We start from the raw sequence: 17681 nt of genomic DNA on the forward strand, positions 1-17681 counted from the left end.
GCCTGACGCCGCACTTTGCTTGAGTGTGGCCGGACCAAAGTTCCAGCGCTGCTGATCTGGCCGCAAGGCGGCCGCAGCCTCACACCTGTGCCTGCAACTCCGCTTCCTGGTTCGCCTCTGCCCTAGCCCGCGCTTGCTTGATGTCGGGCACGTGCTCTTCCGACCAGGACCGTATCTGGGTGAGCAGCCCCGCCAGGTTCTGGCCAAGTTCCGTCAATTCATATTCGACCCGCGGCGGGATGACCGGAAAGATTTCGCGCCGCACCAGCCCGTCGCGCTCGAGAATGCGCAGCGTCTGCGTCAGCATTTTGGGCGTGATGCCTTCCAGCCTGCGGGCCAGTTCGCCATTGCGCATCCGGCCGCGGCGCAATGCGCAAACCACCAGATAGACCCATTTGCTGGCCAGCATTTCGAGCACGGCGTGCGAAGGGCATGTCCGTTGGAAGGCATCATAGCCGATGCCGCAATCATTATCACTATCCATGGGGTACCTATATATAGATAAGGTACATACTAGACAAGAGAATATTACTATCCAAATGATAGCGGCATATGAACCCAAGCAGGAAGGATATCCCATGCGTGCCGTTGTCCAGAATTCCGTCGGCGGACCCGACGTCCTCGTCATCGCCGATCGTCCCGCCCCCTCGCCCAAATCAGGCGAAGTGTTGGTCCGCGTGCACGCAGCCGGCATCAATCCGGTCGATGGCTCGGTGCGCGCCGGCTATTATCCATTGCTGGGCGAACCGCCCTTCACCCTCGGCTGGGATATTTCAGACACCGTCGAGGCGCTAGGCCCAGGCGTCAACGGTGGCCTCAAGGTCGGTGACGCTGTGTTCGGCATGCCGCGTTTCCCCAAACAGGCCGCGGCCTATGCGGAACTCGCTGTCACCCCGGCCGATGAAATAGCGCCAAAGCCGCGAACCATCGATCACAATCACGCCGGCGCGCTGCCGCTGGCCGGCCTGACCGCCTGGCAGGGCATTGTCCGCCATGGTGGCCTGAAGCCCGGCCAGCGCGTGTTGATCCATGCCGCGGCCGGTGGCGTCGGACATCTGGCAGTGCAGATTGCCAAGGCGCGCGGCGCCTATGTCATCGCCACCGCCAGCCCGAAGAAACTCGATTTCGTCCACTCGCTCGGCGCCGACGAGGTCGTCGACTACACCAAGGGCGATTTCACCGCTGAGGTCCGTGACATCGATTTGGTTCTGGACCCGATGGGCAGCGACCATGCCGACCAATCGCTGACAGTCCTGAAGGACGGCGGCGTCCTGGTGTCGCTGCTCAACGTCCACGACACCACCCGGGCCAAGGCTGCGGCGCGAAACATCCGCGTCGAGCGCATGTCTGTGGTGCCTGACCGCGAAGGCCTCGTTGAGCTTGGCAAACTGGTCGATGCGGGAAAGCTTGCCGTTCATGTGGCAAAGAGCTTTCCGCTCGAACAGGCGGGCGCGGCGCACGCCTTTCTCGCCACCAGGCCCATCGGCAAGGTGGTGCTGACGGTCTGAACCAGGCCTTACGACAGGCAAAAGGGCGCGGTTGCCGCGCCCTTTTCTTTTTGAGATCCTGGCTCTAGTGCCGGTATTGCTGGATGCGCGTCGTGCGCAACCCGGCAAGCCCGTATTCGTCGATCGACGCTTGCCAAGACAGGAATTCCTCGGTGGTCAGCTTGTAGCGCTGGCATGCCTCGTCGAGGCTCAAAAGCCCGCCGCGCACCGCCGCAACCACTTCCGCCTTGCGCCGGATAACCCAGCGACGTGTATTCGTCGGCGGCAGATCGGCAATCGTAAGAGGGCTGCCGTCAGGCCCGATAACATATTTGACTCGCGGTCTAACAAGATCGGTCATCGTACTCTCTACAAAAAACTCAAAGACCCAATCCCCACCACATTACCGCCACAGCTTTAAAAATTGCCTAAGCGAACCCTAATGACTAGGTAAGGATCATGAACGCCGCGTTAGTCTTTTCGTCGGCATTTGAGTGAACGGCCGGCGGGCGCGCAATTTTCCCGCAAAATCGGCGCTGCCGCAAAGCTGGCGCCGCTGATGTGGTTGACCTATATTCGCGCCACTGCCATTGAAGCGCCGCGCAGAACGAAAGAACCATGAACAGCCTCGACCTTCCCGCCAGCCCGCAAAACACCCGCGTCGTCGTCGCCATGTCGGGCGGTGTCGATTCGTCCGTCGTCGCAGGCCTTTTGAAGCGCGAAGGCTATGATGTCGTCGGCGTCACGCTGCAGCTCTACGACCATGGCGCGGCAACGCACCGGACCGGCTCGTGCTGCGCCGGCCAGGACATTGACGACGCCCGCCGCGTTTCGGAGACGCTGGGCATCCCGCATTACGTGCTCGACTATGAAGAGCGCTTCCGCAAGGCGGTCATCGACCCGTTCGCCGAGAGCTATGTCGCCGGCGAGACGCCGATCCCGTGCGTGTCCTGCAATCAGACGGTGAAGTTCGCCGATCTGCTGGCGACCGCCAAGGACCTTGGCGCCGACGCGCTCGCCACTGGCCACTATATCCGCTCCGGCGCCAATGGCGCCCACCGCGCGCTGTTCCGGCCGGTCGATGCAGACCGCGACCAGAGCTACTTCCTGTTTGCCACCACGCAGGCGCAGATCGACTATCTGCGCTTTCCGCTCGGCGGCCTGTCGAAGCCCGCGGTGCGCGCTATTGCCGAAGAGATGGGGCTGAGCGTCGCCGCCAAGCAGGACAGCCAGGACATCTGCTTCGTGCCGCAGGGCAAGTATTCCGATATCATCGCCAAGCTGAAGCCGGCTGCCGCCAACCCGGGCGACATCGTCCATATCGACGGCCGCGTGCTTGGCCGCCATGATGGCATATTGCGCTACACGATCGGCCAGCGCCGCGGCATCGGCATTGCGTCGGGCGAACCGCTATACGTCGTCCATCTCGACGCCGACCGGGCCCGCGTCATTGTCGGCCCGCGCGAGGCGCTGGAGACGCACAAGATTTACCTGCGCAACATGAACTGGCTGGGCGATCGCGCGCTGTCAGACATTCCGGCCGCCGGCATGGAGCTGTTTGCCAAGGTCCGCTCGACGCGGCCGCCGCGCCCGGCCGTACTGCATCACCGCGCCGGCAGCACCTTTGTGGAACTGGTCGACGGCGAGTCCGGCATCGCGCCCGGACAGGCCTGCGTGCTCTATTCCGATGACGGCAACGAGGCCCGCGTCTTCGGTGGCGGCTTCATCGAGCGTTCCGAGCGCGGCGCCGAGGCCGAAGCGATGCTGACGCGGCTTGCCGCCAGGCCGGCACAGGTTCCCGCAGAATAACGCCGTCCTTTCAGAGACTGTTTCTCTGCCCTTCAGCGCAGCTTCCAACGGTCTCAGGACTTTGTGTGGGTAACCGTGCCCGCGGTTAGGATGCGCAGCACCCTGATGGCTTCCTCGCCGCTGGTGCGGGGCTCGGCCCGCGTCTCGATGCACTGGATAAAATGCTCCAGCTCGCGCGTCAGCGGCATGCCCTGCCCGACCGCGACATAGGACGGCTCGTTGGTGGTGAAGGCCCACTGGCCGCTGTCCTGCCACACCGCATGGCGGTAGACGGCAAGCTTGCGCTCCCACGGCTCGACATCGTCGAACACCGCCATCGCCTTGGTGCCAACCACGGTCAGCCGCCGCTCGCGATAGGGATTGAGCCGCGAGGCGAAGAGGTGGCTGCGCAGGCCGTTGGGAAAGCGCATATGCAGGTGCGCGAAGTCGCTGAGACTGTCGAGCAAGGCAGCACCCTCGCCCCTGACTTCGATGGGCTCCGTGCCGGTGATGGCCAGGATCATCGACAGATCGTGCGGCGCCAGATCCCACAGCGCGTCGTTCTCGGTGTGGAATTTGCCGAGGCCGAGCCGGTGCGAATGGATGTAGCGGACTTCACCGAGCTCGCCATTGTCGATCAGCGCCTTCAGCGTCTCGAAGGCGGGATGGAAGCGCAAGACATGGCCGACCATGAACACGCGGCCATTATCCTTTGCCGCCTGCACGGCACGCTCGGCGTCGGGCACCGTCAGCGCGATTGGCTTTTCCACCAGCACGTCCTTGCCGGCCTCGACGGCGCGCACGGCAAGGTCGGCATGGAACTGCGGCGGCAAGGCCATGACGATGGCGTCGATATCGTCGCGCACGAACAGCTGATCCGGCTCGATCGCCAGGCAGTCCTGCTCGCTGGCAAAACCTTCGGCCCGCGCCCGATTGGCATCGGAAACCGCATGCAGCGCGCCAAGCGCCTTGAGGGTGCGGATGTGGTTGCTGCCCCAGTATCCGCAACCGAGGACTGCAATGCGCGGCTTCATCAGCTTCAAACTCTAGATTTCTTGGCCGAGACATAGCGACGTGCCCCGCCGAACTCAACCCCGGCGACAAGAGCGTGGTCCCGAAAAGTGGGAACCGGTTTTCACGGACAAACGGGGTACCCGTTTTGTCCAGAGACCATGCTCAAACAAAGACTAGAGCCCCATCCCGACTGCATCGGGATGTCTGCCCGGCAAAGCTTTTCTCGGGCGACAATATGCCGGCGCGCCTGACGCATCGATGCTTGACAGGCCCGCCCTCCCAACCTTATATCCGCGCGACCTTGGCGAACGCCTCGAAATGCCTTTCGATTTAAGGTGGATTCGGGCCTTTCGCCGCCCTGGCGGGGTAGCTCAGTTGGTTAGAGCACGGGAATCATAATCCTGGGGTCGGGGGTTCAAGTCCCTCTCCCGCTACCAGTCTCTCTTCGTTGCCTTGGCAAGGTAGCCAACTTAGGGATTCCTGTATCAAACGAGTCGAAAGTACCTTTACGCGAACCCAATAATCTTAGGGCCCGGAAACCTTAGCCAGAATTTCCTGCGCCCGTTTATCCATTCTATCTACCTTCACGAAAACAGGGTGGCTGCGGTCGACGAGACTCCCCGCTCCGTTGTCTTTCTCGTCTTCCGTAGCCCACGACAGCCAGGCTGCATGATCTTCGATGCGCTTGTCGAACACCGTATTTCCAGCCTCGGCTGCTTCGCGGCGGGCCCGCTCCAGGAAATGAGCCACAAAGCTGACCACGCCCATCTCGCGCGCGGTTAGGACGGCTCCCATAAGTTGGTCGATGCAGGCGTGTCATCTTCGTAGTGGTTCCGATTTCGTCGATGAACACCAACGGATGCGGCTCAAGCCGCATCCGCGGCTGGCAGCCTGACCTGCCACTCCTGCCCCGCCTTGCTGATGTCGGAACGATCTTCCTCGCTGGCCGACCAGCCGAGATTTTGCCGCCCTCGCATCCTCCCCGGCTAGGCCGATCAATCTCACTCGTTACCGCAATCGCGTATCGAAATAAGTGCAAGAAGAAACCTGATCTCGTTCTATTGTCGCAAAGACATGGTCGCAGTGACCGAAGGCATTTTCGGTTTTTGGACAAGTATGTTGTCAGGTCTTGACATTGTATTCCAGGTGCCCAAGCGCGCAGGTGCATGCCCGGGAAGCTCGCTAAACCTCGCCACCTCCTTGACATTCGTTCCAGAGGAAATTGCACGCAGTACAGGGAACGGTGTCGTCTTAAATCAGCATTAAGACCTTAGGCGCAAGACTACAGCAAAGCGCCTCTAATTTTCCCACAGAATTGGCGCTCGCGAAGAGGACTGGTCTCATTACATCTGCGTTTACATGAAGCGGTTGAGGGACGTCAGTGTCGGGACCAAGCTATCGCTGGGCTTTGGGCTGGCGTTGCTGTGCATCGTGGCGGTAGGGCTATTTGGGGTCACGCAGCTGCGATCACTCAACGAAGTCACCCGCGAAATCACCGGCCTTTGGTTGCCACAGGTCCAGATCGTCGGCGAGATGAAGCGAACCCTCGCCGAACATCAACTCTATGCGACGCTGCGCATGCGCACCACCGACACTCAGCAGATAGCTGGCCTCGACAACGAGATGGCGAGGGGGAGCGAAGAGATGCTCCAAGGTCGGCGCGCCTACCGCAGGAGCGCCGGATCGCCTGCGGAGCGGGAACTATTCGACCAATTCGTCAACCTGTCGACAGCCTACCAAGACTCCCTCGCATCGATTTTCCCGCTCCTCGATACGGGAGAACGGACAAAGGCCCTCAAGGAGTTCGAGGCGGTCTCGCTCCCCACGGTTGCCGAGGCAACCCGGCGACTAGACGAGTTGCTGGCCCTCACCAACCAGCGCAGCGCTGCTGTCGCCGCCATGGCCGACCGCACTTACACCGTCGCACAGCAGCTGACCTGGGTAGCGGTTGTTTTTGCGGCCGCGTGTCTTGGCGGGCTTGTCGCCTGGATTCGCCACAATGTCAGCAAGCCGATCCTCGCCGTGAGCGAGGCGATGTATCGGCTGACAGGGTGAGCGCGGCTCAACCCTCGTTGCACTGAAAAGGAACCGGCGGGACGAGGTTGGAGTGCTGTTCTCGGCCTTTGCCGGCTACCGCGCTAGTCTGGAGCGTAGCGACGCCCTGGCCCGCGAGGCCGAGCTGGAGCGGCAGCACCTGGCTGCGGCTGCATCGAATATGCCCGTGGGCCTGTGCATGTTCGATGCAGAGCGACGGTTGGTTCTTTGCAACCAAAGCTACGCCGACCTCTACCACCTGCCGGAGGTTCTAACCCGCCCAGGCACGCCATGGGTCGATCTGATGCGGTTCCGGATTGCCGCGGGGCTCTATGTCGGCCATGATCCAGAAAAGTATCTGCAGCAGCTCTCGGCGACCATCGACCGCGCCGAGCGCGTGGTGAGCTTGGTGGAGCTTCGGGACGGGCGCACCATCGACCTCATCCATCAGCCACTGCCGGGCGGCGGGTGGCTTGCGACACACCACGATGTGACCGACCTGCGGCGCAGCGAGGCCCGGATCTCCCACATGGCGCGCCACGACGGACTTACCGATCTTCCAAACCGCATATTGTTCCGCGAACGCGCCGAGGAGGCTTTGGTCGACATGGGACGCGGGGAGGGCAACGCTGCCTTCCTCTGTCTCGATCTCGATCACTTCAAGACGGTCAACGACACGCTTGGGCACCCGGTTGGCGACGCCTTGCTGAAGGAGGTCGCCGCCAGGCTGAGGCACGTAGTCCGAGAAGGCGACACGGTGGCCAGGCTCGGCGGGGACGAGTTCGTGATCATTCAAAAGGGGGCTGATCAGCCGGTCGGGGCCACCACCCTCGCGCAACGGGTCATTGATGCGCTGAGCGCACCTTATGTCGTGGATGGACATGGAGTCATGATCAGCGCCAGTGTCGGCATCTCCATTGCGCCGAATGATAGCAGGAACGCCGACCAACTTCTCAAGAACGGCGACATGGCGCTCTATCGGGCAAAGGCGGAAGGACGTAGAACCTATAGGTTTTTCGAGCCGGAAATGGACGCCCGCATGCAAGCGCGCAGGTTTCTCGAACTCGATCTGCGCGAAGCGTTAGGACGGGAGCAATTCGAGATTTACTACCAGCCGCTGCTCAATCTCGATCGCGGCGAGGTCAGCTGCTTCGAGGCGCTGCTGCGCTGGCATCACCCGACACGCGGCCTTGTCTCCCCGGCCGAGTTCATTCCCCTGGCTGAGGAGATCGGCCTGATAATCCCGATTGGCGAATGGGTGATGAAAAGAGCATGTCTCGACGCGGCAAGCTGGCCAGAAAGCATCAAGGTTGCCGTCAATCTGTCGCCGACGCAGTTTCGTAACGCGCGCTTGCTCTCGACGATTGTCGAGGCATTGAACGCCTCGGGACTGCCCGCAAGTCAGCTCGAGGTTGAAGTCACCGAGACGGTGCTGCTGGCCAACACACAGGCCACTCTCGCGATGCTGCAACAGATCCACATGCTGGGTGTGCACATCGCAATGGATGACTTCGGAACCGGATATTCGAGCTTGAGCTATCTGCGCTCGTTCCCGTTCGACAAGATCAAGATCGACCAGTCCTTCGTAAAGGATGCCGATGACGTCGCCAGCTCCGTTGCCATCATCCGGGCCGTTACGAGCCTCGGCAACAGCCTCGGGATGCAGACCACCGCCGAAGGGGTTGAGACAGCGGAGCAGTTGGAACGGGTACGAAGAGAAGGCTGCACCGAAGCGCAGGGCTTCCTGCTCAGCCGGCCTCTACCTGCCCGGGACATCCCCGCAATGCTGGAGCGAACGCGCGCCGTCGTGGCTGGCGACATCATCGAGCTCGCACCCGAAATCACTGGCGAACGGAACAGAGCGCAGGTCCCACCGGTCGATGTCGCAGCAGCGCGCCTGCCTCGTTTAACCGGGACTAAATCGAAGACCTCACTGTAGCACCACACGCTGGAGGGCCAAAGCCTCCTGACCATTCGTCTGCTGCCGATGTCGCTCACTTTCAGATGCGCCACCTACGAGGCCCGCAAACGTCGCAGTCGGGGAACGGCAACATCGGCCACTGCTCCCTTCTGGCGCATGAGATCAGAGCTGTTGCGGTCGCGCTTTGATCTGGCGCAATCGACAGCGCTGACGGCATCCAGTTCGCTGTCAAGCGCCGAGGCAACACGCCACAAGGAGGCCTGACTCAGATCAAAGCTGGGCGGGCCCCAGTCGTGATACGCAGCTACCATGTCTGAGGTTCATCAAGGCCGTCGCGGGTTCCTGACCGCACTAACCGTCGGAGGAGGACTCGTCGCAATTGGCGGCGCAACCGCACTGGTGATGAATGCCCAGGGCTCTTCCGATTATGAGGAAGCTGTCAATTCCACGTGGCGGGATGGCGACAACATCGATGTGCCGTCGTCATCCGCCCGACGAGAGCTCGTCCGTTACGCGACCTTGGCTGCAAACAGCCATAACACTCAGCCTTGGCAATTTCGGCTCTCGGACCGCTCCATCCTCGTGCTGCCTGATTCCGAGCGTCGCCTGCCCGCCGTCGACCCAGACGATCACCATGTGTTCGCCAGCCTCGGCTGCGCCGTCGAGAATATGGTTCAAGCGGCTCGCGCGTTCGGACTTCGGGCGGTTCCGAGCTACGATCTCGAGGCGCGCGGAATTCGGGTTGATTTGGAGCCCGCACCGTCGGAAGGGACGGACCTGTTCGGCGCGATCCCACATCGTCAATCAACGCGCGCTGTCTATGATGGGCGGTCGGTCCCGCCCGAGCATCTCCGGCTTCTGGAAGCTGTTGGGAGCGGTGACGGCGTGCGGATGCTGCTTTTCACGGAGCGGCAGCAACGTGAAGACATCCTCTCCTATCTCGTCGCAGGCAACAGTGCGCAGATGGACGATGTCGCCTTCATAGAAGAACTGAAATCGTGGATTCGATTCAGCTATGGCGAATCCCTCTCGACGCGAGACGGACTGTTTTCGAAATCCTCCGGCAATCCGGTTCTACCGGGCTGGATCGGCCGTTTGATCTTCAGTCAGGTATTTACGAAGGACGCCGAAAACAGGAAGTATGAGAGCCAGATCAGGAGCTCGGCCGGTGTTGCCGTGTTCGTCTCCGAGAAGAACGAACCGGCTTATTGGGCCGAAGCCGGTCGTTGCTGCCAGCGTTTCGCCCTTCAGGCCACGGCGCTCGGCCTCAAGCACGCCTTCATCAATCAACCGGTCGAGGTTCCCGCCGTGCGGGGGCAATTCGCGACATATCTCGGTATCGGCGGTCGTCGACCGGATCTCGTGATGAGGTTCGGATATGGTCCGGAGTTGCCCAAATCGCTTCGCCGTCCAATCGAGCACGTCATTCTTCGGGCATAGGCTCATCATGTCCTTCACGAACTGTCTGGCATCGCGTGAAGAGAAGCAGCGCGCCATGCCCGCGGATTCCCTCGTGCCGGCCCCGATGGGCACAGTGACCCATGCCGTCACGATCAACGCTGCGCCCCAGAGGCATCAAGCGTCGTGCGGAGGGGTGAATTCAGGTAGCGGATCGTGCCATGGTTTCGGCAAAGTGCAGGTTTGTCCGGCTTGCCCACATCCAACGGAACAGGCTTCCGAATACCGTCCGCATAGTGATCTGAGTGTCGTCTACCGCGTGCGAGAATGAATATGGCGGGACTGATCATTCACCAATTACCGGTCGAGCCCAAACAAGAAGGCGGCGAATTTCGGCGATGATTTCATGCGCATCCTCGTGCTGAGCGCCCACCCTGATGCCGTGGCGGCGGCATATGTAGACGGCACACGGGCGGCAGGCCATGAAGTCCGCATTGTCGCACTGAGAGAGCTGCGCTTTGATCTGGTCCTGCGCGGCGGCTTTCACAGTGCCAAGCCACTGGAGCCCGACATCGCCGAGCAGCAGCAGTTCATTCGGTGGTGTCAGCATCTCGTCGTGGCGTCGCCCAATTGGTGGTGGGCGGCGCCAGCGTTTCGTCGTTGAACATGGGTTGTGCAGCCTCAGACGGCTGCTTCGAGCCATCGCTGCCCGGTTGCACCGCCAAGGCGGACGGGTCCCTTCAATGTGGACTCCTTTCCCGCATGAGCATTGCAACCACCGTTCCCGACAGAAACGTCAATGCGGCGATCGATGTGATCGCCGATGAGAGCCCGAAGCGATCGGCGATGAGACCTGCGGAGAGCGCGCCGATCGCGTAGCCGAGATCGCGCCAGAACCGGTAGACGCTGAGCGAGCGGGCGCGCCAGCTGGGGTGCGAAGCGTCGGAAACGGCGGCGATCAGACTTGGATAGACCATTGCCGTTCCAAGGCCAAGAAGAAGACTGCCGACGAGCCACCATTCGAACCGGCTCGTGGCCGCGGTGAGAAACAAGCCACCGGCCTGGATCCACATTCCGGCGACGATCAGACCCTTGCGACCCCACCGATCGCTCAAGGGGCCGGTGACGATCTGCAGGATCCCCCAGGTCGCCGGATAGATCGCCTTCAGGATGCCGATGCGCTCGACGCCGAGGCCGAAGGACGCGAAGAACAGTGGGAAAATACCCCAGCTCATGCCGTCGTTGAGGTTGTTGACGAGGCCGGCTTGCGATGCCGCGAACAGATTGCGATCCCGGAACGAGGTCAGCGCAAAAACTTCCCGGAAGCTGATCGGCGCGGATTGCTGTGCGTGAGCGGATGTTTCCAACCGGAGGTGGCCGCGCGTGTCGCGGATGAGCAGCACCGACAACACAGTGCCGGCGACGGTATAGCCGATCCCGAGATAGATGGGCACCGGTCGCAGACCGTATCGCGAAGCAAGATAGCCGGTGAGGAACGCCGTCACGCCGACGGCGAGATAGCCGGCAAATTCATTGAGTCCGACGGCGAGGCCGCGTGACTTCGGGCCAACGAGGTCCACCTTCATGACCACCGTCATTGACCAGGCGAGTCCCTGGTTGACGCCGAGCAATGCATTGGCCGCAATCACCCATCCCCAGCTTGGGGCCCAGATGATCATGAACGGAACCGGCAAGCCGACAAGCCAGCCGAGGACGAGAACGCGCTTGCGCCCCCAGGTATCGGCGAGCTGGCCCGAGACGAGATTGGCAAGCGCCTTGACCACGCCGAAGCTGACGATGAAGGAGACGACGAGTGTCGTTGACTTGATGCCGAACTCTTCCGACCCGATGAGCGGCACCACCGTTCGCTCGATCCCAACCATGCCGCCGACAAAGGCATTCACCAGCATCAGAAGAGCAAACTGCCGCCAGTTTTCCTTGAGCCCAAGCCTGACGGCCGAGCCTGCTGACTGCGAAGCCGATGCGTCGCTCATCGGTCAGGCCGCGGCGGCGGCCAAGCCGGCATTGGCGGCGCGGTTGCGCGCCGCATCCGGCGGCGGAGGCGGTATGTCTGCGATCATCGTTGCGACGAAGGCCTCCTCGTCGTCGATGCGGAACGCCTTGTTAAAGCGCTTCTCGAAGCCAATCGTCGATGTCGGCTTGCCGCTGAGCGAGCGCCCGCAGACCGAGCCGGAAAAGGCGCCGGGCAGCACCTCGACGTGATCTGGCAGTTGCTTGAGACGCCGCACGCTGGAAAACAGCGTCCGCGCGCCGGCCTCGGCGCTGGTTGCAAGTTCGGTTCGTCCGAGATCGCCAACCATGAGAGTGTGACCCGTCAGCACGAACCATGGCTCGGCCGCGCGTGTCCTGTCTGTGACCAGGAGCGAAATGTGTTCCGGCGTATGCCCGGGCGTGTGCATGACGGTCATGGTCACGTTGCCGAGTTCGAGCACGTCACCGTCCTTGGCGGGCAGAAACGGGAACCCCGCCTCCACGCCTTCGAAGAGCACATATTGGGCGCCGGAGGCAGCCGCAAGCGCCCGCCCGGCGGAAATGTGGTCGGCATGGATGTGCGTATCGACCACATAGAGGATGCGCATGCCGGTTGCCTCTGCAACCCTAAGATACGGCGCGATGTCGCCGACCGGATCGACGACGGCGGCGGCCGACTTGCCACCACAGCCGAACAGGTAGGATGCAGCGACCGGGTCGGAATGGAGGAATTGACGGAGGATCATGACTTGCGCTCTCTACCTCGCTTGAGGTAACAGTCAATTATTCTGCTGAATGTTTCATCGAGAAGATCGCATGTCAAGCATCGGGCCAAAACAGGCAATTTTCGCCAGCCTTGCCGAAGTGGCTCAAGCTCTCGGGCATGCGCACCGGCTGGAATTGCTGGAGCACCTCGCCCAGGGCGAACGCAGCGTCGAGGGACTTGCGACACGGGCTGGCCTCAACTTTGCCAACGCCTCGCGCCACCTCCAAATTCTTCGACGCGCGCGACTTGTCGAGGCGCAGCGACATGGCAAGCATGTGCTTTATCGTCTTGCCGGAGATGCCCAGGTGGTTGAATTGATGAAGGCCCTGGGGCGCGTGGGCGAGCGGAACGTCGCCGAGGTCAATCGCGTCATGACCGACTACTTCCACGCTCGCGACGCGCTGGAGGCAGTGTCGCGCGAAGACCTTGTCTCAAGGCTGTATGATGGCCTCGTCACGGTTCTCGACGTCCGGCCGGAAGACGAATTCGCGCTCGGACATCTTCCGGGGGCGCTCAACATCCCGCTCGCTGAGCTTGATCGCCGGCTGGCGGAGCTGCCCGCGAACCGAGAGGTCATCGCCTATTGCCGTGGTCCTTATTGCGTTCTGTCCTTCGAAGCTGTCGCGGCGTTGCGGATGCGAGGATATGTCGTTCACCGGCTCGAGGACGGCTATCCCGAATGGAAGGCTGCAGGCCTTCCGGTTGAGGCAGCGGCCTGAAGTGGTCCCGCATCCAAAGATTCTTGGACGAACAATATGACGCCGCTAATTCCGTCATGAAATCGTTCCCGGTAGCGGAGCGCGCCGTATTTCAAAAAGGTCAACGAGATCTAGATTGTACGTTTTTTACGGAATGTTCCCCCTCAGTGGGGAGAGTGATAACCTGCCTTCCTGCTCGGAGGTCACGACGGCCGAGGGCCGCCTCTTAAATGACTTCCGACAAGCATATTGGGACTTTGGTCTATTGCACCTTAGGACCGAAGCCGGGCGATGGAACCTTTGCCCAAGGTTAAGGTTCGAGCCGCGCATTCGTGGCTCGGCTGGAAGGCCGCCACCGCTTAGTTTCAGTAAATCGCTGAGGGGAGTGGCACATGCCTATTTCCGAAGAAATGATGGACGAGTACCTCGAATTTCAATGCCCCAACTGCTCCCATGTAATGGTGAAGAAGGGCTCTTGGGTGAAGGTGATATCTACCTTCAACTGTAACCGATGCGACGCGAAGATTAGGATCGGTTATTTGACCAAGCTCGCGCTTTTCGAACAAAAGATGCAGAGCATGCGCCTATCATAGTCCAATCCGCCAGTGCGCGGGGAAGGGCAATCGACAGCAGGCTTTGCGTTACTGAACAATACCTTAGGTTGGCGTCGGCTGTGCCGGCACTGCTGGAGAAGCCTGCGGTGAAGCCGTGACAGCTGTCGGCCTGCCCTGTCCAGCTTCGGCTTTTCATAAACGCGCTTTGCTGGTGCTGCCTGCAGAAAAAAGTGCTGCACTGAAGATGCTCGATGGGGGCAGCAAGGACATACAGCATGAAAGAAGCCCGCCGGCTTGAGCCAGCGGGGGAGAAGTTTCATCAAAGGCTGACGAGGGGTTTGAATTCTCGTCGTAGATAAAATTAGCTGAAGCTCACATTGGGTTAACTAGTCCTTACGGCCTATCGTCCTGCTTCGAGCAACCCCTATCTCCACTCCGAGACGAGGTAGATCAGGCAGCGAATGATGGAGCGGTTTGCCAAAAAACTCACTCTTCGCGCGAAGGAACAAGCGCTCGCCCAAGCGAACGACCGAGAAACCCTGCGAACCCAAATCGCCGAAGCCTACAAAAGCCTGGCCGAGATGTCCGAACGACTGAAGGCCGCGGAGCTCGCGGACGGGCGCCTGAAAGTGTACCGGCCGCGCTACGGAGGCAATTTCTCGTGCCCAATCTGTTGGGTGGAACGCGGCACAGTCAGGATGCTCCGTCGCGAAGAGGAGCCGAACCATGCGTACCGCTGCAAAGCATGCGGTTTCAACGAGTTGGATGATCAGTGATAGAAAAAGCAGGTCGCCAAAGACAGATAACAATCCAGAATCTGGCCATGGACACGATCTTTCCCATGCCGGTGCGAAGTTTCACTGTCGCCTTACCGAGGAGATATAGCGTCGGCCCTTTCCAGGCGTTACGATCGCACAGTTGCATCGTTCTTGAGAGTCCGGTTGCTACACTACAGGCTAAGATTCTCGCGAAGCTCCCTGCCCTTCAACCCAACGTGTTTTGCAGGGAGAAACTCCACCAGCCCGGTTCCTCGCTGCACCGGGAACAGCGGCTTCAGGTTCACCAGGGCTAATCAAGCGGCGGGTTCCCAAAATCAGACTTGGGGCATGGTCATCGCCAAGCGTGGCGCCGCGCGCCATGCCGAACGACCCGCAAAACGTTGTGTGGTGGCCCTTACAGGCCATAGGTCTATTTTATTCCGGTGACCCTGCCTGCTCTATCGAGACTGCAATTGACCTTTGCCTGCCGGACTTCGATGCCACCTTGCCTTGCGTAGTCCACTCGCACGTTGATCGGCGCCGAGATTGCACCTCGGCGTTGATGCAAGGCACCCGCGCTTGCCGCGCGGACACGGATGGCCCCAAGCGGCTTGGCAGCGGACATGACCGCCGAGCGGCAGGCTTGCACGACCGCAATTGGCGTCCCGGGAATCGCTTTCAGTGGTCCCAGAAATCCAAAGGGATACCCCTTGGTGAAGCCCCGCCCTGATTTGGAAGGCCTTAGGACAGGCGGCAGAACCATCGACTTTCTGGTGGTCTTGGCAGTCGCTGCCGAGACTGCGGCCGGACTACCGGCAGTGGTAGCCGATTGGTTTTCGGCGGACTCATCATCGCCGACGCCGACGCCGACACCGACACCTGCGCCAACCGAAGCTCCAACGTTTGCTCCGCCCGCACCGTCGACGCTCGTGCTTACCCCCACAGACGTGCCTTGCGCACCGGCGCTCACTCCAGCACCGATCCCGAGACCGCCGACGTTCGCGCCCACCCCCACAGATGTGCCTTGCCTACCGCCGCTCACCCCTGCGCTGAGTCCGATGCCGCCGACGTGACCGCCAACGCCTGTGTCAAAAGCCGAGGCAGGCCCGACTGCCATTCCGATCATCAATGCGGCCACGACGCAATTTTTCATTGTCATGCTCCCGTGCGGCATACATTTCGCTCCCTAGTCCTCACGGGCGCAGGCCGCGCTTTTTCGGGGGGCGCGTTGGGAGCAATGCCGCGGGAAGATCGATGGTAGCCAGCACCTCCGATTGCGATGGGTCCTGGCCCTTTTCCCTCTGTTTCTCCTGCGAGGGCGGTTTACGGGTTGCTCCTGAGCGCGGTAATTTAGCTGCAAGCTCAGCCGCTGGGGCGCGTACTTTCGGCGCGCCCTGCAAGGCTGTAATGCGACGCTTATCCTTGAAGATGTCAATTGTCTCACGCGCGGCACTGAGGCTGCGGGCCAAACCGTTAGACCTTTCACGCTCCTGGTCCAGCGCCGCGCTCAACACAATCGATTGCTGCCTCAACGCATCGCGTTCCTTCCGAACAGAGTCGAGCTCACTTGTGGCTGAATCTGCTCGTTCGCGTTCCAGTTTGAGTGCTTCCCCAGCCTGCTTGGAAGCGGCTTCGGCCACTTGGCGGTCCTTTGCGGCGCTGGCCTGCTCGACTGCGGCCAGATTTGCGCCTGTCTTGAGGGCATCGATCGTTTGATAAGCCGTGGAAAGTTGTTGCTTCAAGAGCTCAACCTTCTGGCGCTCTTCCTCAAGCGCTTGCTTGGCAGGAGCCTCGGAGGCTTCCATGGAGGGATTGGCTGGCACGCTGTTGTCCGCGCTTTCAGAGAGAGTGGCTGCCGCCCGGAGATTTTCGATAACACGTTGCGCCGTCTCCAGACTGCGCGAGAGCGCTTCGTCTGTTTGCTGCTGTGCTTTTAAGGCCTGAGCTTGCTTGGCGAGCTCCGCTCGTGCGGTGGCCAACTCGCGGCGCAACCCTTCCACATTCTCGTCGAGCGGCTTGTGTGCATCCTTGGATGCCTGCGCTTCACCGAGGACTGCATGGGATATATGGGACCCGGGCGCGCCTGGTTGCGCGTTGCCCGGTTCTTTCTCGAAATCGATGTGGTGCGAAACCACGATCGACGAACTGTCACTAGCTGCGCCGACTGCTGACGTTTCCGGAGCAAACTGACTGTAGGCTGGAGATGCAAATAACAGAATGAGGGTTAACCGAACGAAAGGAAATATGGCGCCACGCGCTGTGCCGCGTATCCCTCGGGATAAAATCAATAGGCGTCGATTAACGAACGTGACGTTCCAGCGGAGACGCTTTAATTTGGTATTCTGCGCATAGACCATCGCTGAAACTCATGAACCACGGCCCTCACCGCCATTGTATTTTCTGCTTACTGCGCCGCGACGCCAAATGCCGCGTGAGACGAATTTTATCCCTGTCGCCTTACTTGTCTTCGTTCGAACGGACGAAGGATATTCCTCGCGCTTGCTAGGCTCGACCTATCAACAAAATGGGGACCATCAGGCCGATGGCGCTGGCCAGCAAAAGGCTGATCATTGCGACGATGAAAACCTCAAGAGCGCAACTGGCCCATTTACCTGTGATCGACGAAAAATGCAGCTTCGATCGCGAGGGCCTCGTCCCAATTGCCGACTCATTGGCCACCTCCTCTCGGCGGAGACGATTAGTCATCCGCCCTACTCCACCGTCACCGATTTCGCCAGATTGCGCGGCTGGTCGACGTCGGTGCCCATGAAGACGGCGGCGTAGTACGCCAGCATCTGGATCGGCAGCGCATAGATGATGGGCGAGATGATTTCCGGCACGTCGGGCAGGATGATGGTCTCCATCGTCTTGACGCTGACCTGCGCCGCGCCCTTGGCGTCGGTGATCAGGATGATCTTGCCGCCGCGCGCCGCCACTTCCTGCATGTTCGACACGGTCTTCTCGAAGATGCGGTCATGCGGGGCAATGACGATCACCGGCATGTTCTCGTCGATCAGCGCGATCGGGCCGTGCTTCAACTCGCCGGCGGCGTAGCCTTCGGCGTGGATGTAGGAGATTTCCTTGAGCTTCAGCGCGCCTTCCATGGCCAGTGGGAAATTGGTGTCGCGGCCGAGATAGAGCACGTCCTTGTAGCGCGAGATTTCACGCGCAATGCGCTCGATCTGCTCTTCGAGCTTCAGCACCTGGTTGGCGTAGCGCGGCGCTTCCGAAAGCGCGCGCACCAGCGTCTTCTCCTCGTCCTTCGAGATCG

16 protein-coding genes and 1 tRNA gene are annotated in these 17681 nt (G+C 60.9%); 9 read left to right on the forward strand and 8 right to left on the reverse strand.

Annotated features, from left to right (window positions below; genetic code table 11):
- Positions 1–79: 79 nt before the first annotated feature.
- Complete coding sequence (locus AC1D1N_RS12545; RefSeq protein ID WP_477348787.1) at positions 80–484, reverse strand: winged helix-turn-helix transcriptional regulator; 405 nt, start codon at positions 482–484, stop codon at positions 80–82.
- A gap of 94 nt (positions 485–578) precedes the next feature.
- On the opposite strand from AC1D1N_RS12545, the gene AC1D1N_RS12550 reads away from it, so the two are divergent.
- Positions 579–1508: an NADP-dependent oxidoreductase gene (locus AC1D1N_RS12550; protein WP_477348789.1), complete on the forward strand. Its 930-nt coding sequence runs from the start codon at positions 579–581 to the stop codon at positions 1506–1508.
- A gap of 64 nt (positions 1509–1572) precedes the next feature.
- Here the strand turns inward: AC1D1N_RS12550 and sciP are convergent, their stop codons facing one another.
- Positions 1573–1848 (reverse strand): CtrA inhibitor SciP, encoded by a 276-nt coding sequence (gene sciP, locus AC1D1N_RS12555; protein WP_013529904.1) that lies wholly within the window; start codon positions 1846–1848, stop codon positions 1573–1575.
- Positions 1849–2105: 257 nt separating this feature from the next.
- Between sciP and mnmA the strand changes: the two genes are divergently transcribed.
- Positions 2106–3296 (forward strand): tRNA 2-thiouridine(34) synthase MnmA, encoded by a 1191-nt coding sequence (gene mnmA, locus AC1D1N_RS12560; RefSeq protein WP_477348791.1) that lies wholly within the window; start codon positions 2106–2108, stop codon positions 3294–3296.
- Between the two features lie 53 nt (positions 3297–3349).
- Here the strand turns inward: mnmA and AC1D1N_RS12565 are convergent, their stop codons facing one another.
- Complete coding sequence (locus tag AC1D1N_RS12565) at positions 3350–4309, reverse strand: Gfo/Idh/MocA family protein (protein ID WP_352556302.1); 960 nt, start codon at positions 4307–4309, stop codon at positions 3350–3352.
- Positions 4310–4649: 340 nt separating this feature from the next.
- On the opposite strand from AC1D1N_RS12565, the gene AC1D1N_RS12570 reads away from it, so the two are divergent.
- Positions 4650–4726 (forward strand) — tRNA-Met (locus AC1D1N_RS12570).
- An 88-nt stretch (positions 4727–4814) separates the two neighbouring features.
- On the opposite strand, the gene AC1D1N_RS12575 is transcribed toward AC1D1N_RS12570, so the two are convergent.
- On the reverse strand, positions 4815–5057 hold the full coding sequence (locus AC1D1N_RS12575; protein ID WP_477348793.1) for a hypothetical protein: 243 nt from the start codon (positions 5055–5057) through the stop codon (positions 4815–4817).
- 591 nt (positions 5058–5648) lie between these two features.
- On the opposite strand from AC1D1N_RS12575, the gene AC1D1N_RS12580 reads away from it, so the two are divergent.
- The 4 genes from AC1D1N_RS12580 to AC1D1N_RS12595 all read left to right on the forward strand — a co-directional run bounded on the left by AC1D1N_RS12580 (position 5649) and on the right by AC1D1N_RS12595 (position 10306).
- Entirely contained in the window at positions 5649–6344 is a 696-nt protein-coding gene (locus tag AC1D1N_RS12580; protein WP_477348795.1) for an MCP four helix bundle domain-containing protein, read from the forward strand.
- 52 nt (positions 6345–6396) lie between these two features.
- On the forward strand, positions 6397–8262 hold the full coding sequence (locus AC1D1N_RS12585; protein WP_477348797.1) for a putative bifunctional diguanylate cyclase/phosphodiesterase: 1866 nt from the start codon (positions 6397–6399) through the stop codon (positions 8260–8262).
- 291 nt (positions 8263–8553) lie between these two features.
- A complete protein-coding gene (locus tag AC1D1N_RS12590; protein WP_477348799.1) occupies positions 8554–9684 on the forward strand; it encodes an Acg family FMN-binding oxidoreductase in 1131 nt (376 codons plus the stop codon).
- A 364-nt stretch (positions 9685–10048) separates the two neighbouring features.
- Positions 10049–10306 carry an NAD(P)H-dependent oxidoreductase gene (locus AC1D1N_RS12595; RefSeq protein WP_477348801.1) on the forward strand — a complete coding sequence of 86 codons (258 nt, stop codon included), beginning with the start codon at positions 10049–10051 and terminating at the stop codon, positions 10304–10306.
- A 76-nt stretch (positions 10307–10382) separates the two neighbouring features.
- Here AC1D1N_RS12595 and AC1D1N_RS12600 read toward each other — a convergent pair whose 3' ends face one another.
- Positions 10383–11636 carry an MFS transporter gene (locus AC1D1N_RS12600; protein WP_477348803.1) on the reverse strand — a complete coding sequence of 418 codons (1254 nt, stop codon included), beginning with the start codon at positions 11634–11636 and terminating at the stop codon, positions 10383–10385.
- 3 nt (positions 11637–11639) lie between these two features.
- Entirely contained in the window at positions 11640–12380 is a 741-nt protein-coding gene (locus tag AC1D1N_RS12605) for an MBL fold metallo-hydrolase (RefSeq protein ID WP_112561162.1), read from the reverse strand.
- Between the two features lie 70 nt (positions 12381–12450).
- Between AC1D1N_RS12605 and AC1D1N_RS12610 the strand changes: the two genes are divergently transcribed.
- Entirely contained in the window at positions 12451–13119 is a 669-nt protein-coding gene (locus AC1D1N_RS12610) for an ArsR/SmtB family transcription factor (RefSeq protein WP_477348805.1), read from the forward strand.
- Between the two features lie 994 nt (positions 13120–14113).
- Entirely contained in the window at positions 14114–14428 is a 315-nt protein-coding gene (locus tag AC1D1N_RS12615; protein WP_477348807.1) for a hypothetical protein, read from the forward strand.
- A 1175-nt stretch (positions 14429–15603) separates the two neighbouring features.
- On the opposite strand, the gene AC1D1N_RS12620 is transcribed toward AC1D1N_RS12615, so the two are convergent.
- Complete coding sequence (locus AC1D1N_RS12620; RefSeq protein WP_477348809.1) at positions 15604–16767, reverse strand: hypothetical protein; 1164 nt, start codon at positions 16765–16767, stop codon at positions 15604–15606.
- A 354-nt stretch (positions 16768–17121) separates the two neighbouring features.
- On the reverse strand, positions 17122–17681 hold a 560-nt coding region (locus tag AC1D1N_RS12625; RefSeq protein ID WP_477348811.1), incomplete at its 5' end, for an SIS domain-containing protein.

Source organism: Mesorhizobium sp. P2_B5 (genome assembly GCF_056404775.1).